Annotated in this window: 13 protein-coding genes and 1 tRNA gene; all 14 read right to left on the bottom strand. The window is 44.7% G+C overall.

Going from position 1 to position 16,368, the window contains the following annotated elements:
- Positions 1 to 7: 7 nt before the first annotated feature.
- Positions 8 to 439, bottom strand: a complete 432-nt coding sequence (gene rplK, locus HXT47_RS05815) for a 50S ribosomal protein L11 (protein ID WP_004118588.1) — start codon at positions 437 to 439, stop codon at positions 8 to 10.
- A gap of 511 nt (positions 440 to 950) precedes the next feature.
- The gene (locus tag HXT47_RS05820) at positions 951 to 1,904 is read right to left on the bottom strand and encodes an ORF6N domain-containing protein (RefSeq protein WP_004106266.1); all 954 of its coding nucleotides are present in this window, start codon (positions 1,902 to 1,904) and stop codon (positions 951 to 953) included.
- A gap of 348 nt (positions 1,905 to 2,252) precedes the next feature.
- Positions 2,253 to 3,620, bottom strand: coding sequence for an ATP-binding protein (locus HXT47_RS05825; protein WP_004106264.1), 1,368 nt, complete (start codon positions 3,618 to 3,620; stop codon positions 2,253 to 2,255).
- Between the two features lie 186 nt (positions 3,621 to 3,806).
- Complete coding sequence (locus HXT47_RS05830; protein ID WP_032842470.1) at positions 3,807 to 4,805, bottom strand: class C sortase; 999 nt, start codon at positions 4,803 to 4,805, stop codon at positions 3,807 to 3,809.
- A 206-nt stretch (positions 4,806 to 5,011) separates the two neighbouring features.
- Entirely contained in the window at positions 5,012 to 6,883 is a 1,872-nt protein-coding gene (locus tag HXT47_RS05835) for a SpaH/EbpB family LPXTG-anchored major pilin (protein ID WP_032842469.1), read from the bottom strand.
- A 244-nt stretch (positions 6,884 to 7,127) separates the two neighbouring features.
- Positions 7,128 to 9,644, bottom strand: a complete 2,517-nt coding sequence (locus HXT47_RS05840) for a hypothetical protein (RefSeq protein WP_421789030.1) — start codon at positions 9,642 to 9,644, stop codon at positions 7,128 to 7,130.
- A 331-nt stretch (positions 9,645 to 9,975) separates the two neighbouring features.
- The gene (nusG, locus tag HXT47_RS05845; protein WP_004106255.1) at positions 9,976 to 10,878 is read right to left on the bottom strand and encodes a transcription termination/antitermination protein NusG; all 903 of its coding nucleotides are present in this window, start codon (positions 10,876 to 10,878) and stop codon (positions 9,976 to 9,978) included.
- Between the two features lie 41 nt (positions 10,879 to 10,919).
- Positions 10,920 to 11,147 carry a preprotein translocase subunit SecE gene (secE, locus tag HXT47_RS05850; protein ID WP_004106254.1) on the bottom strand — a complete coding sequence of 76 codons (228 nt, stop codon included), beginning with the start codon at positions 11,145 to 11,147 and terminating at the stop codon, positions 10,920 to 10,922.
- Between the two features lie 36 nt (positions 11,148 to 11,183).
- Positions 11,184 to 11,259: transfer RNA gene (locus tag HXT47_RS05855), tRNA-Trp, on the bottom strand.
- A gap of 157 nt (positions 11,260 to 11,416) precedes the next feature.
- A complete protein-coding gene (locus tag HXT47_RS05860) occupies positions 11,417 to 12,655 on the bottom strand; it encodes a pyridoxal phosphate-dependent aminotransferase (RefSeq protein ID WP_004106253.1) in 1,239 nt (412 codons plus the stop codon).
- Positions 12,656 to 12,757: 102 nt separating this feature from the next.
- Positions 12,758 to 13,903: a glutamate 5-kinase gene (gene proB, locus HXT47_RS05865; protein ID WP_004106251.1), complete on the bottom strand. Its 1,146-nt coding sequence runs from the start codon at positions 13,901 to 13,903 to the stop codon at positions 12,758 to 12,760.
- Between the two features lie 25 nt (positions 13,904 to 13,928).
- Positions 13,929 to 15,611 carry a GTPase ObgE gene (gene obgE, locus HXT47_RS05870; protein ID WP_004106249.1) on the bottom strand — a complete coding sequence of 561 codons (1,683 nt, stop codon included), beginning with the start codon at positions 15,609 to 15,611 and terminating at the stop codon, positions 13,929 to 13,931.
- Positions 15,612 to 15,758: 147 nt separating this feature from the next.
- Positions 15,759 to 16,010: a 50S ribosomal protein L27 gene (gene rpmA, locus HXT47_RS05875; RefSeq protein ID WP_004106248.1), complete on the bottom strand. Its 252-nt coding sequence runs from the start codon at positions 16,008 to 16,010 to the stop codon at positions 15,759 to 15,761.
- A gap of 33 nt (positions 16,011 to 16,043) precedes the next feature.
- Complete coding sequence (rplU, locus tag HXT47_RS05880; RefSeq protein ID WP_004111933.1) at positions 16,044 to 16,352, bottom strand: 50S ribosomal protein L21; 309 nt, start codon at positions 16,350 to 16,352, stop codon at positions 16,044 to 16,046.
- Positions 16,353 to 16,368: the final 16 nt, after the last annotated feature.

Below are 16,368 nucleotides of genomic sequence, written 5' to 3' on the forward strand. Positions count from 1 at the left end.
CTCCCTTTCAGTCGGTAACGGTAATACCCATCGAGCGAGCAGTACCCGCGATGATCTTCATACCGGCCTCGACGTCACGTGCGGAGAGGTCAGGCATCTTAATTTCGGCGATTTCGCGCACCTGAGCCTTGGTCACAGAACCAACCTTGTGAGTCAATGGATTCTCGGTGCCCTTCTGGATTCCAGCAGCCTTAAGCAACAAAGCAGCGGCTGGTGGGGTCTTCAAAATGAAGGTGAAGGAACGATCTTCGTAAACGGTGATCTCTACTGGGACGATCTGACCCATCTTGTCCTTCGTCTGGTCGTTATACGCCTTGCAGAAGTCCATGATGTTCACGCCGTGGGAGCCTAATGCTGGGCCCAGTGGTGGGGCTGGATTTGCTTTGCCAGCCTGAATCTCGAGCTTAATAAGCGCGGAGACTTTCTTTTTCGGAGCCATAATATGGTTCTTCTTTCTTTTACAAGCGGTTCAAACGGTTGTTGCAAACGCTAATATAGTCGCTTCTTACAGAAGTAAAGCACTTACGAAACGTTGCTATAAAGCTGTTTTGCAGCTTCCTCCCGCATCTTGTATTGCTGTGCTGTGCTAGCGGATTCCTCCTCCAGTCACAAGCCTTCCTATTATGCCACATCTTCGCGACACGCATCATTACGAAAGCTGCAACTATCTTTGTGCAGCAACAAAAGTTGGAAGTCTACTTCCAAGTTGGGTACAAACTTACGAAAGTTGGAAGTCTACTTCCAAGTCGAGCGCAAAACACTAGAACATTATAAAATGTTAAAACTCTAACTCAGGATTCTTTAACAACTCATCAAACATCACATGATACAAGCGCAAAGGCAGATCCTGTCGCTCGCACGTTACAGCGCGCTCACGTCTTCGCTTGCATTGAAAGCACACCGTGCTTTCAACTTTGAGCAAGCTCAGCGCTCCGAATTACCTTTGCGCGCTACGCTTTAAGCGCAAAGGTAGGTCGTCGCGCACAAACGTAAACAGCCTCATCTGCCGTCCCATAATCTATAACCACATACCTATCGTGATACTTTCTGCCAGCAGTCTTAAACTTCAAATCAACACCAGGATAATCGCTTACAAAATCTCCCAACATGCTTTCCGTAAGCATATTCTTATTCCTAGAATTATCACTAAAAACTACTATTCCCACCCCTTCACCAGCAAACCGCAATAGTTCCAAAGTTTTAAGACCAATATAATTATCAACAACGTAAATGCTTTTCTTAGCTGACTCATATATTTTGCAATACGCAAGATCCGCTTCTATTTTATTGCCGTCCATAAGAAGAAAATGCTTATACGAATCTGGATTAATAAAATTATCCATTACCTTATTAAAATCTTCCTTCGTTGCCATTTGAGATTTTATTTCCGCTATATCTTTAGTATTCTGATTCGTTTGAATCGCCAACTGCGCTAACTCATTCGCGCCAATAAAATCCCTGTTTTCAACAATAAAATCCCTGTTTTCAACAATAAAATCCTTCATTTGCTTAAAGGTTCTAACTAATGCCCTACTCTGTTTAACAGCAAGATCACCTCTTAACACAGTCATGAGCATATAAATACCCTGCTCCGTAAAAGCATAAGGCAAATATCGAGAGCCACCCCAACTTGAGGTGAAATTTTTGCACCTCAAGTTTTTGAACTCGTCAGCAGTTAGCCGAAACATAAAATCTTCGCCCTCAAACTTTTCAATATTATTCTTAATCTGTCTATTGAAATTTTTCGTTTCATACCCATATATTTCAGCAAGCTCAAAATCAAGCATAACTTTTTGATTGCGAATGTTATAGATCTTCTCTTTTATTGTTTCAGCGTCTATTATCATTCCAACAGACGCGTTTTTAGAGTCAGCGATAATTAGATTTTTATTCCCCTCTACCATAAGATCACTCCTAAAAAATGTGCGTAAAACCTAGCGCTGTACAACAAAAACTACATTTCTAACACAAAACCCATGAATCGCAAGCAATCAGGGTTATTCCCAAAAATCAATCACAAGCCATAAAACATCTAACAACTAGCAAAACTAGCATGCATCAGCGCATAAATATAATTCTATAAGATTCCACAAATAAAAAGCAACAAAAAAAAATCGGTTTTAATACAAACGCACAGCACATTTATGTAGTGCGCTTGTACCTGATTTACGGCATGTCATGCCAAATCAGCCAAACGGCTAAGCCGTGAGGAATAAGTGCACTACATAGCAGCGCGAAGGCAGGTCGGAACGCTACACCAATCCACACATATAAAGTGGTAATATTACGAGATTCAAATCTTTTCTAACGCTAAGCTGTTTAGGAGCAAATACATAACTTGTTCCAATTCTTTTTGAAAACTTCGCCTTAAATTTATCAAGAGAAACTGTCTTGAACACATTTCCAGATTTAACTTCAATCGCAGATATACGCATTTTGCCAGCAGAATCCTGAAAAGCTTTAGAAATCAAAAAATCTATTTCCATTGTATTTTCCGAATTTTCTTTGTCTCTATTTGAATAGAAAAATAGGCGATGTCCAGATGCTATTAGCTGTTGCGCAACAACGTTTTCAACTAGCATTCCTTCATTAATTGAAATTTTTCCAAATAAAATTTCTTTATGCAGATCATTAGACGCAATACTACTATCTGAAAGTATCATAGAAGTCAACAACCCAGTATCAGCCATATAACATTTTACTAACGCATCATCTGCATTAAGATTCAAGCCAACATTTGGATCTGTAGATTTGTAGCAATTATTTGTAATACTCGCATCCGAAAGCCAAAAAAACGCATCCTTGTAATCACGCATACGAGCATTCTTACCCAAGGAAGTAATCCTATACCTTTTTTCATGCCTAGAAAGCTGTGCTGGTATTCCATCAAACACAGCCATAACTTTCATTTCATAACCTTTTGCAAACTTTGCAGCATCCTGCCTATAGAGCGAAAGAATACGACGCTTAACCCTATCTACTCGAGTAAAATCTCTCGAATCAACATATTCATTTACAGATTGCGGCATGCCACCAACTAGCATATATTCTCTAAAAAGTCGCATCGCTTTTTTATGTAAAGCATCCGGCAAAGGATTTAACTCATCAAATGAATTTTTAATAACTTTCGATAGATTTTCTTCTCCAAAAGCCCACAAAAATTCTTCAAAATCAAGAGGATACATGCGTTCTTCTTGTTCTTCAGATGGAATCAATATTGTTTCAACATTGTGTTTAATAGACAATAACGAGCCAGTCTCTATATAGTCGTATCTGCCATCTGCAACTAGTTGTTTTACAAATTCTCTAGCCTGTGGGAAAAATTGCACTTCGTCAAAAACCATTACCGATTCACGGTTATAAAGTTTCACACCATACAATGCAGATAGGTACGTAAAGAAAGTGCTTAAATCTGAACGATAATCTTCAAATAGCCGAAGCGCATCTTTTGATGCTTGCGAAAAATCAATAAGAATATAAGACTTGTATTCGTTTCTTGCAAACTCTTCAACTATAGTACTTTTCCCAACTCTTCGAGCACCTGTTACTAAAAGCGCTGTTGAACCGCGATCAGCATTCTTCCAATCGAGCATTTTTTGATAGAATTTTCGCCTTAACATATAACACCACTCTTAATTACCACAAAACCGTTGAAAATACTATTGTTTTATAGTATATATTTCACGAAAATCAATGTCAATTTATGCTAAATTTTCACGAAATCAGGGGTAAATATATGCCGAATTTTCACGAAAATCAAGGTGTTATTTCTCTAAATCTTCGCAACACGCTGCATTACAGCAATTCTAAGCAGTTATATGTTTGGCATGAGCAAGTGAAGCAGCACGGCGGCGGCGCTTGCGAACCGCGGCAATAATCATCGTCGTAAGAATCACCGCGCATCCAATAAGCGCGAGCACAAACATCGTCATCCAAAGCGGCCACTGCAACTTATCACCCGGCGCGGAAACTGGATCCGGTAGCACGCGATACCCCGTCACCAGCAGCCGCTGCGTATTCACACCATACGGCGTACACGTAAGCAGCGTCGCCAAATCGCGCCCCTTCTCGCGCTGAAGCAATCTAATATCATGCGGATCGACCACACTAATGCGGAATACCCTGTAACGCAGCGTCTCCCCCTGCACGTCAAAGTAGAAGAAATCACCCTTCTTCAACTCTACTAAATCATCAAACATGGTCGCATTCGGCAAACCCGTATGTGCCGTCACAACAGAGTGACGCGTTTTGCCACCAACCGGCAAATCCGTGCCATACAAATGCCCGGCGCCATACGCCAAAACCTCCTGCGAACTACCGTGATAAATCGGCAGTTTAACGCCAATCTTCGGGATTTTCACAATACCCATAATCCCCATTGGCTCATCCAACTGCTTCGCATATTCCTTATACTCCGGCGTCTTCATATAATCCGTCGTGCCATCGTAAGGATCAGCCGTAATAATCGACTTGTGGCGCGCATTATAACGACGAGCCGCGTTCAAAATCTTCTCGCGAGCGCTCGCAGTCTGCTTACGACTCAAACGATCATACGCGGTAGAAATCTCCTTCGAGACCTTGTTATTCCACAACGTTGACGCAATCGGGTACGTGAAGCACAGAATCGCTGCAAGCGCGAGGGCAATTGGCTCAAGAGTGCGGCGGAGTTTGGATTTGGTTTTTTTTGTTGGCTTTGGCGCGGGTTTTGATGCGGTTGCTGAGTCTTGGGTTGATTCGGTTGCAGGTTTTGCTTTAGACTGATTGAAGAAAGCATATACTTTTGTAACAACGTCGTTTAATTTCATGCTTCCTCCGTTTCGTTGGATTATTTAACTTAGAGCGCGTATCGGTAAACAAATTCGGGGTATGGTTCTTGATTTTGTTTACTTAAGGTTCGCGCGAGCGAAAAATCTCAAATCTTTACCACACAAATATGAGTCTAGGATTTAGTTCAGTAAACCCTAGACTCACACTTTGCTATTAGACTACAAGACCAGCTTTAGAAAGCGGATCAAGCGTTCTGCTGCTGTTCTTCTTCCTTGCGATTGCGCACGTACATAATCACGCTCGCAACAATAAGAACCATGCCCACAACAGCGAAAATCAGCACGCCGTAAGCACCAGTTGCAGGAAGATTGAACCAGAAGCTCTTGCCGTTGTCGCCGCCCTTAAGTGGGAGGTCCTCAAACGGCTCAGTCGTAGTTTGATCCTTCTTAACAGTCACATCGTGGACTACAGGAGAAATCGCATAACCCTTAGGAGCTTTAACCTCAACAAGATAAACAGGAACATCAGCGCGAGTCTTGTATGCCTTCGCGAAGTTACCTTTAGAATCTGTTGTAGCAGTCTGTACGTCAGTAGCAGGTTGAGCAGCTGCAGCTGCATCACCAATAGTTGACGCAGCCTTGCAAGCTTCAATCTTGTCAAGTTCCTTATTTTCCTTCAGACCTTGAGCGCAAGCAGTTGCCTTTTTCTCATCAGCAAAAATCCTGAACTCAGCATTTTCAAGCGGCTTCTCTTCAGTACCTTCCTTGTAGAACTTATGCACCTGAAGGAAACCGAAGTCAATAGTCGCTTGAGAATGATCATTATCAGGAATGATTGGCGGCAAGTCACCCTCATTCTTCTCATGAGCCTGGAAGAAGCCAGACTTGTTTACAATCTGATCCTTGCTAGTGTCAGCTGCAGTCTGACCATCCGCAGGAGGATTACCACCCTGATAGTCTTTATTAAGCTCAAACTCAAGATCTACTTCAACCTTAATCGTGTCTCCAGCTTTAGAACAATTGTTTATAGCATCAGCGATCTTTTCAAGGCCTTTCTCAGCAAACGTCACAAGAATACGAGTGTGACCAGCAGCAAGATTCTTACCTTCAGCATCATTAGCTGAAGTGATAGGATCTTCTACCTTGTAATAAGTAGTAGTGGCGTCATTAGTCACCTCTTTGCCGTTAATCTTCACAGTCTTCACAGCATCTTTAGTTATCGATGCGAAGGCAGCAGTTGGAGCATCATCGAAGACCTTATAACCCTGAAGATTAGCAGCAGTCAACTTACCATCTTTAGGCTTAGCTTTGTTCACTTCCGCAGTAATTGTAAAAGGCACTTTATCCTTAACGCTAGCGAACTTAGTCTTATCGTAAACCTTCTGAATAGTAGCTGATAGATCCTTGTTCTTCGGCGTCACAACAGGATTATAGTTATACGAAACAGTCGTTTTTGCATCCTTGCCCTCGCTAGTAGTGTACTCCGGCAAAGGAAGTGTCATATAGAAGGATTGCAAATCAGAAACACCATAGCCCTTAGGCGCGTTAGTTTCCTCAACCTTATACAAGCCAAGATCAAGATTATTCTTGCCATCACCAAACTTGGCTATACCATTTTTATCAGTGTTCTTCGGACTAATAGCGTTAGTGGTATCAAGCTTGACTTCTGCATCAGTGCCACTGTCTTTAATAGTGTGATCGTTCAGCTTAGTAACAAGCTTTGCAATCTTCTGCCAAGACTCAAATTTGGTAAGATCTAAATTAACGTCTTTGCCGCTTTCCTTAACAGAAGTGACTTTAGTCAATTTGAAAGTAGCATCTTTAAGTGGCTTAAAACCAGTTTTGCATTGAGGATCTGTTTGTGTCTGAGAAGTAGTAGAGTTATCATCATTTGCCTTCTTCACGCACTTAAGAATGGTTATAGTACCATTCTTTGGAGCGTCAGTCTCCCACGGAGCCTTAGGATCCTTAGGATCCGTATTCGCAGGATGTTGCGGAACAACCGGCTTACCAGCCCATGCAACTCCAGTCATTGTTACAGCGCCGGCGACGCACAGCGTGCCAGCCATAGCAAGCGACGCAATCGCCGCCACGAATTTATTAGTGAACTTTTTCATGTTCACTCCTTTCATTTGCCGTTTTACGGCAACTAGAAAATTAATTTGCATTGATAATGCTCATACGAGTAAAGTTTTAAAATTTTTGGCATTTACCTTGTGTTATCACGCTCCCGAATCCGGAAAGACTGCGCAATAAAACAATACGCAATAAAACAATGCGCGAAACAGGAAGGCTTTATGCGCAAATGCGTACGTAATCGCCTTATGCGAAGCACGGCGAGTAAATGCATATACAACTGCTTTATACGTGATTGCATAAGCCTCGCCACCTTCCCAAAATTAATTTGCGACCGCGCTCACTTTGGCTTACCACAAAGCCAGCCGCCAGCAGATTCACCAACAGAGCGGCAAGAATACCGAGCTGCAAATTCCAACTCTGACCGCCCGTATGCGGCAAAGTAAACTTGCTCACCGAATGAATATTGAACGTAAAAGCAGCAAAATCCTTGTTTTCTTTAAAAGATGCTGGATCAGTAGTTAGCGCAGAGCTTATCGTTGCAGGGGTTAAGCTGCCAGTTAGACCATCAAACTTAGCGAGCGCTTTAGGTTTCAGCGCGTACACAACGCACTGGTAATTGCCAACCTCAGTCGGCTTTATGCTCACTTCCATAGAAGTTTGAGACGCAACGTTCTTCGCAGTACATTCTTTATCCCCATCATTTGCCTTATTGCATCTAGTTTGCTTCGTATCCTCAGGCACACTCAACCCAAGCTCGGCAAGATTGCTACTCCAAGTCTTGTATTCAAGAGGCTCCTCAGCTTGCGGCGATCCAGCAGTTTGAGACTGTTGCGACGGTTCAGAGGGTTGCTCAGATCGCGAGACAGCGCCAATATTAGTGCCACTTGAGCCACTTCCAGCAGAACCACTTCCACTCGAGCCAGTACCGCCAGTCGAAGCGCCACCACCAGCATTATCCTTCTTCTTTTCGCCCTTAGAGCACAGCACGCGCAATGTAATCTTATTCTTGCTATCCGCCGCAGAAGTAGCATCAATAAACGGCTTAAGCTCCATACCGATCATTGCAGAAATCTTGTTATTCTTTTCAGACAATGCCGTAGGACTACCATTAAACGGATACACCTTCAGTGTAAGAATTTCTGGCGGCTTCGGCTTATCTCCAAACTGGATTGTTATCTTCTTATAATCCCAGTCAATGCCTTGCTTAATAGACGCTTTATTAGTCCACTTATCTTCAACAATGTTTTGTTCTGGCTTTTCAAACAGAGATTGCTTATTAGTTTCTACTCTAGTATCAAACTCGTCTAATACTGTAGAATATACCTTAGTTTTACCGTTTCCTGAGTTTCGCTCTAATTTAAATTCATCATCTTTTTTAATAGCAAACACTTTGCACTCAAAAGTCCCAGACTTCGTAGGCGTTCCAGTAATCCAGCTTTGAGAGCGCTCAGTATAATCATCATTTTCATACACAGCAGAATTCTCTGCATTTTTATCAGGTCGATTCTGATTTTCCTTATGCTCGAACTGAGTCTGCGTACCTAGACTCAAACCATTAACACTGCCTACCGTATAACTGGCATTATCATCACTACCAGTTTCATGGCAAATCATACGATGATAGATAAAACCAGGCTTATCTTTCGATTGCGATTCAATAAAAAGCTTATTGTCAATAGGATCGTAAGTGTCTTTCTTATCAGTACTGCCAGTAGCACTTCCTTCAGTACCTCCGCTAGGAGCTGAACCCTTAGACTTTGGTTTTATAGTAATTCTATTACCGCTTACAGAAACTTTATCATCCTTTTTCCCAAAATCGTATAAGCTCAGCTTTAAATCACCAGATTCAGCCTTAGGCAAATCATCCTTAGCAAGTATCGCTTTAATCCTAGTGCTGGATTTAGAACCATTTGGATAATGTATTACAACATTAAACCTATATGTATTATCTACTAGCCATTTGCTTGCAAAAAAACGTATAGAACCATCGCTATTAGATACACCCTGCGTAGATTTAGCAGTGTAGCTATCATTCTTATCATTCTCACCCTTGAAAAAAGCATACTTTACGGAATCATTAGTTTTACCATACTTCTCCAACCCAAGCCAAACGCCATTAGGTAATGTTTGCTGCACAATACCAGCAACTTTTATTGTTGGGGTAATAATCTGAGGAACCCTATTATAAGACTCGCCATCCTTGCCTTTAATGTTTATTGTGTCTTTATTACCTTTATCTTTACTACCATAAGTAATGCTGTAGCATTTTACAGGAGTATTATACTTTTTATTATTCTTGCACACTTCCGGAAGTTCAGGCTTTTTCTTCACACTTCTGTCAGTGCCTTTAACAGATTCCGTAGAGGCGCCTTTCTTTTGGGCATCTTTAGCTTTTTTATTTACAGCAGTCTCATTTACAAACTTCTCAGCCTTAGGCTTATTGACACCATTGTTACTAGCAGGGTTCTGCTTTTCAACAGACTTTAGCTCACCATCATTCTTCTTTAAAGTATCAGAAGAGCCAGTATTTTTCTTATCATGCTCAGCACTATTAGATTCACTCTGATCAGGCTGCTTATTCGATTCACTATCGTTTTTAGCAGAACCAGCCTTCGCGTCCTCAGCCTTCTCAGTAGAAGTAGCACTTTCACCAGTACCTTCGCCAGCACTTAGAGCAGAAGTTGGAGCAATCACAAAAGTAGCAAGCAACATTGCAATCGCCACGAAAAAAGCAAATAACGAACGACGAATTGAGCGCACTAGTCGAAGGAAACGGCTAAATATATGCGAATTAAACATATACACCTACCTTCTAATCTGCAAAGCTTACGAATCATGATGTCATCATTACGATGACACTTAAAAAAAAAACAACTCAATTACTCTGCTTAAACACTCAGCACTATACCCCCCCCCACGCCTATTTGCAAGCCAAACGAAATATTTGGAAATATTTATTATTTACATTGATAAAAGCACTGTAATTGCAAGAAAATTTAGGATTATTTCCCCATTTTACGGCGTGTTGCAGTAAATAATAAAAACCGGGGCGCGAATTAACACACCCCGGTTTGTAAAAGTTACAAAAACTTAAAGCTTTTCACTCAAGCTTTTGGATCAGTCTTTCATCTCAAACAATCGGCTCCACTTGGTTGAATCCAAGCTCCACAGGAGTTTCACGCCCAAAGATGGAAACCAACACTGTAAGCTTCTGAGTTGTAGGCTCCACGTCCGAAACCACAGCTGCCATCGTTGAGAATGGACCGTCAGTCACAGTCACCTGATCGCCAACCTTGTAAGCAACCTCAACCTTACGCTTGCGCGCTGCAGCCGGCTTATCGCCAGCATTCTTCAAAGCTTCGGAAGCAATCATCGGAGCCATCATTGACACAACTTCCTTGCGGCTCAATGGTGCAGGCTCTCTAGAAGGACCAACAAAACCAGTCACGCCCTCAGTCTCGCGCACAATGCGACGAGCGTTCTCATCCGGCCACATGCGAATCAACACATATCCTGGCACACGCACACGGGTAATAACCTTCTTACCCTTTTCTGTATGCTTCTCGACTTCTTCCATAGGAACTTCAATCTGGAAAATCTTATCTTCCAAACCAAAGTTCTGCACGCGGGATTCAACGTTAGTTTTCACGCGCTTTTCGTAACCAGAATACGTGTGAAGAACGTACCACTTGCCTTCCAAAGTGCGAAGTTTCTTAGAAAATTCTGCTACAGCGATTGCGCCGGCATCAGTTGGGTCGGCTTCGTTCACATCATCAGCATCAGTAGTTTCGCCAGTTTCGCCAGTTTCGTTAGAAGCATCAGCAACACTGTCAGCTACAACACTGTCAGCAGCAGCGCCATCAGCTACATCAGCTTCAACATCAGCAGATTCCTCATCCACATCAGCTTCAACAGACTCGCTAGAAGCAACAGCTTCATTATTCACAGCTGATTCGTTTGCTTCGTCAGCATCATGAGAAGCAAAAGCCTCATCAGCTTCACTTGCTTCTTCGAGATTGAATTCATCAGTCATCTTGCATACACCTTCAAAATTTCAACTCAGCCAATTTCAACTCAGCCGAACAGCCACATTACGGACTTACCCAAACCGAAGTCCATGCAGGTGACGAAAGCCATCAAAAATACAACAAATATGAAAACTGCAGACGACCAAGCAAACAACTCTTTGCCATGAGGTGCAATAACCTTGCGTGTCTCGTCAATAGTTTGCTTAACGAACATGCCAATACGCACGAACAAGTTATGCTTTACTGCTTTCTTAGTACTGCGTGCCTGCGCCATGCTTGAATCCTTCGTGTAAAAACTTGAACAAAAAACTGGCAGGGACGGCGGGACTCGAACCCACAACCTACGGTTTTGGAGACCGTTGCGCTACCAATTGCGCCACATCCCTAAGGTGAACTTGCTCATCATACCCCAAAAGGAACGAAATAGCAAACCGCCAGATAGACATACTATCTCATGGGCATGATTTCGTTATATCATCACACAAAAGCGAGTGTCGCATTTTGCAATGGTAAGCAAGTTATTATTTTGCAATAAATACTTGCTTAAGCTTCAACCCACTTCTTCATGCGACGCATGCCCTCAGCAAGCTGGTCGTCAGCAAGAGCGCAAGAGAATCGCAAATATCCAGGAGCACCAAAAGCCTCTCCTGGAACCGCAGCAACATGCGCTTCGTCAAGCAACATTTCAGCAAATCGAGAAGAAGTATGCGGCACTTCGCCATGCTCCCCGAGCGGACGCTCAAGCAGCGCCTCAACGTTAGCAAACGCGTAAAAAGCGCCATGAGGAAGAGGGCAAGTAACGCCGTCAATATTGTTCAACGCTTCCACAATCGCTTTGCGTCGAGCGTCAAAAGCCCCACGCATAGTGGCAACCACGTCTAGCGAACCGCCGACTGCAGCAATTGCTGCACGCTGCGAAATATTAGAAACATTAGAAGTCATATGGCTTTGAAGCTTAATTGCAGCTTTAGCAACATCTTCTGGTGCCACCATCCAACCAACACGCCAGCCAGGCATGGCGTAAGTTTTCGCAACACCATTCAAAATCAGCAGCTGCTCGCGAATTTCCGGCACCTCAACGCCAATATACGAAGTCGAAATGCCGTCGTAATGCAGGTGCTCGTAAATCTCATCAGAAATAACCCAAATATGGTGTTTTACAGCCCACTCACCGATTGCGCGAATAGTTTGCGCGCTCCAAATAGCGCCTGTAGGATTCGAAGGCGAAGTTACGATAATTGCGCGCGTGCGTGAAGTGCGAGCGGACTCAATTGCCTCAATATCTGGCTCAAAACCGCAATCTGCACCTGCCAAAACTGGTACAGGCACGCCGCCTGCAAGCTTCACAGCCTCCGGATAACTCGTCCAATATGGAGCTGGAATAATAACTTCGTCGCCATCATTTAAGAGAATTTGGCAAGCCTCATACACAGCTTGCTTTCCGCCGTTTGTAACTACGACTTGTTTTGGGGAAACTTCGTAGCCGGAATCTCGCTGCACTTTGCTCGCAATCGCCTCCCTAAGCTCCGGTAAACCTGCCGTAGCAGTATAACGATAGTTGCGCGGGTCTTTGCAAGCTTGTGTTGCAGCATCAACAATGTAAGAGGGAGTAGGAAAATCTGGCTCGCCTGCGCCAAAGCTTACAACGTCAATGCCGTCAGCTTTCATAGCTTTTGCCTTGCCGTCTACTGCCAAAGTTGCACTCGGAGCGACCCGGTTAATACGCTCGCTTAATACGCGCCAATTTTCTGAGGATGAAGTTTCTGCGATATTCTCTGCCATGATTTACAGTGTAACCTTAAGCCGCGAAACGAGCGAAACAAGCGAAACTGTCGAAAACACAAAACCATTTGGTGAAATCGACAAAACACGAACCACTAGTAATCACACAAGCACGAGATTGTCGCGGTGCACAACCGGATGCGCATACTGACGGCCGAGTGATTCTTCAAGCTCATCGCTCGTACGCCCCATAATCTCCGGAATTTCCTCCGCGTCAAAAGCAACCAAACCCTTAGCCAAATGGTTACCCTGCTCATCGTCAATCCACACAGGATCCGTCGCCGAAAACTCGCCACGCACGCCAACAATACCAGCCGCAAGCAAGCTCGCGCGACCTCCGCGAACCGCCTTCGCAGCACCATTATCAACCACCAAAACTCCGTGCGGATGCGAAGCAAAACCAATCCAAAGTCGCCTTGAAGAATCGCGCGTATGCACCGGCGCAAACACAGTACCAACAGCATCTCCAGCCAGTGCCGGACCGGCATTTCCAGCGCAAGTTAGCACAGTTGGAATTCCCGAAACTGCAGCAACATGCGCAGCTTCCATCTTCGTCACCATACCACCGGTACCTACGCCCGAAACACTTGCGCCAACTTTCACTTCTTCAATCGCGCGCGTCACATCTGGCACAAAACTCACACGCTTAGCACCCGGTTCACTAGGCGGCGCAGTATAGAGAGAATCCACATCCGTAAGCAACACAAGAGCTTCCGCTCGCACAATATTTGCTACAAGAGCTGCAAGACGGTCGTTGTCACCAAATCGAATTTCGTTGCTAGAAAGTGCATCATTTTCGTTTACTATTGGGATTACGCCAAGCTCAAGCAAACGTAGCATTGTGCGTTGCGCATTGCGGTAGCGCGACGGCGAAATAGTAACGTCCGCCGTAAGAAGCATTTGCCCGACTCTGAAACCAAATTGCGAAAATGCAGCTTCGTATTGAGCCATAAGCAATCCTTGACCAACTGAAGCCGTTGCCTGCTGAGTTGGCACATCTTTAGGACGCTCATTAAAACCGAGCAAACCAAATCCAGCTGCAATTGCGCCAGAAGACACAAGCACAATGCGAGCGCCTTGCATTTGCGCGTGACTTATTGCAGTCACAAGAGCGCGCAACTTTTGCACATCCAGCTGACCGGACGCGCTCGTAAGTGAGCTTGAGCCAACTTTTACGACGATTGTGCGCGCCTCACGAATTGAACACCGAACCCCATCTTCGGTAAGCTCAATTTCTGGATTATTCATAAGATTCCCCTTGACCTTGATTTTTCTAGTTTTTCTGCTCTTCTCCACGACCAAACAAGCTATTTTCATCATGGCGATCGTCATCCACAGAAGGATCCGCCCAGTGACCCGACTTTCGCTCAGCCATCATCGCGTCTCGAACTGCGCTCTTTGCATCCATCATGCTGTGATAATCTCGTCTACGCTCAGCATTCGTACGCCTTGCTCCGCGAGGATCGTTCGCTTCAATTCGCAAATCCTTACCACGCGCACCCAAGTTAGCGCCGTCCAATCCTTCTGCACCGGCAGCAATATTTGGATCCCAATCGAAACAAACCATATGATTCCCAGTGCCAATACGAATTTCGTCTCCTGGACGCGCGCCCTTCTTGCGCAATTCATCCTCAACACCAAGCTTTGCTAAGCGATCCGCCAAATAACCAACGGCTTCGTCGTTGTCAAAATTCGTTTGCACAACCCAGCGCTCAGGTTTTGCGCCAGTAACAGTGAACCAAAAATCACCATTCCTGTCTTCCTCGCGCTTAATTTCAAAGTCTGCACTATTTCCACGTCCATCATCGCGGCGACGACGCAAAGCTGAAGTCTGCTGCTCAAGCGGCTGGATGACAACACGCTCTTCTTCTCGTGCTGCTTCCTCGGCAGCGAGCTTCTCGCGCATCTTTTCAACCAATCGTCCAAGCGCAAAACCAAGCTCTTTCAAGCCCTCATGAGACGCGGTAGAAATCTCAAATACAGTCAATCCCATTTTCTCAAATTCACCGCGTACAAAATCAGCCAATTCTTTAGCTTCAGGCACATCGACTTTATTTAGCACAATAATGCGCGGACGCTCTGGAATTGGAATCGCACCCAACGGAAGCTCAAGTTTATCAGCGTATTGCACAAGCTCATGCTCAAGAGCGTGGTAATCGCTAATTGGATCGCGATTTGGCTCCAGCGTTGCGCAATCAATTACATGCGCAATAATCTCTGTGCGCTCAATATGACGCAAAAACTCAAGACCTAAGCCTTTTCCTTCGGAAGCTCCTGGAATCAAGCCTGGAACGTCTGCAATTGTGTAGCGATAGTTGCCGAAGCTTACAACGCCTAGGTTTGGCACCAAAGTAGTAAACGGGTAATCAGCAATTTTCGGCTTAGCTGCACTAATTGAGGCAACTAAGCTTGATTTTCCTGCAGAAGGGAATCCAACTAAAGCTACGTCTGCGATAGACTTGAGTTCCAAAATTACGTCGCGTTCTTCGCCAGGCTCGCCTAAAAGCGCGAATCCTGGGGCACGACGAGTTTTGTTTGCGAGTGCTGCGTTGCCAAGACCGCCGGCACCCCCCTGCGCCACAACGAATTTGTCTCCAACATGTTGCAAATCCGCCAAAACTTCGCCAGGTCGCTTTTGAGAGCCTGCGGCACCGCGTGCTGTAAAAACAACAGTTCCAACAGGCACTGGAAGCACTAAGTCTGCACCTTTTGAACCGTCTTTAGTGTCACCTAAGCCCATCGTACCGTTTTCTGCAGTGCGGTGAGGCATGAAGCGGTAGTCAAGTAAGCTGTTTGCATTACGATCAGCTACAAAAATAACGGAACCACCGTCACCGCCATTACCGCCATTTGGGCCTGCTAATGGTTTGTACTTTTCGCGACGAACTCCGGCAGATCCGTTTCCGCCATCTCCGCCTTTTACATGCACTGTTACGCGGTCTACAAAATCACTCATACTGCTACCTTACTCGAAGCTAAACACCTAAATTCTCGGGAACATGCAAGAACAAAAAAGCCGCACCGAACTGGGTGCGGCTTAAACGTTTTATCGCCGACTTATTATCGTCGACTTATTGTTGAAGCGCTTAGGCTTAGCTAAGATTCAGGCGGTAACAACGTCAACAACCTTGCGGTCGCGACGAATACCGAACTTCACATTGCCGTCCACCAAAGCGTACAGCGTGTGATCCTTACCCAAAGCAACATTCTGACCTGCGTGGAACTTAGTGCCGCGCTGACGAACGATAATGTTGCCAGCCACTACAGCTTCACCGCCAAACTTCTTAACACCAAGATATTGCGCTTGTGAGTCGCGACCGTTGCGCGAGCTAGACGCACCCTTCTTATGTGCCATCTCACTGTCCTTTCAGGTTTATAACACCGTCAATCAGGCGATGGCCGTGATCTTGACGAGAGTCAACTTCTGACGATGACCCTTGCGACGAGCCACACCAGTCTTGTTCTTATACTTCATAATGCTAATCTTTGGACCTTTGGCTTCGTCATTCAAGACTTCTGCCTTCACCGTGATCTTAGCAAGATCCTTGGCGCTTAAGGTCACCTTAGCACCGTCAACAACGAGCGCGACCGGGAATTCCACGGTATCGCCCTTCTTTGCATCGAGACGGTTCACGAGAATGGCGTCGCCAACCTCGACCTTCTCTTGATGGCCACCGGCCTTCACAATCGCGTACATAATTCGTTCCTTAGCT

Origin of the sequence: Gardnerella sp. DNF01205 (assembly GCF_049244135.1) — a bacterium.
GTDB classification, from domain to species: domain Bacteria; phylum Actinomycetota; class Actinomycetes; order Actinomycetales; family Bifidobacteriaceae; genus Bifidobacterium; species Bifidobacterium leopoldii.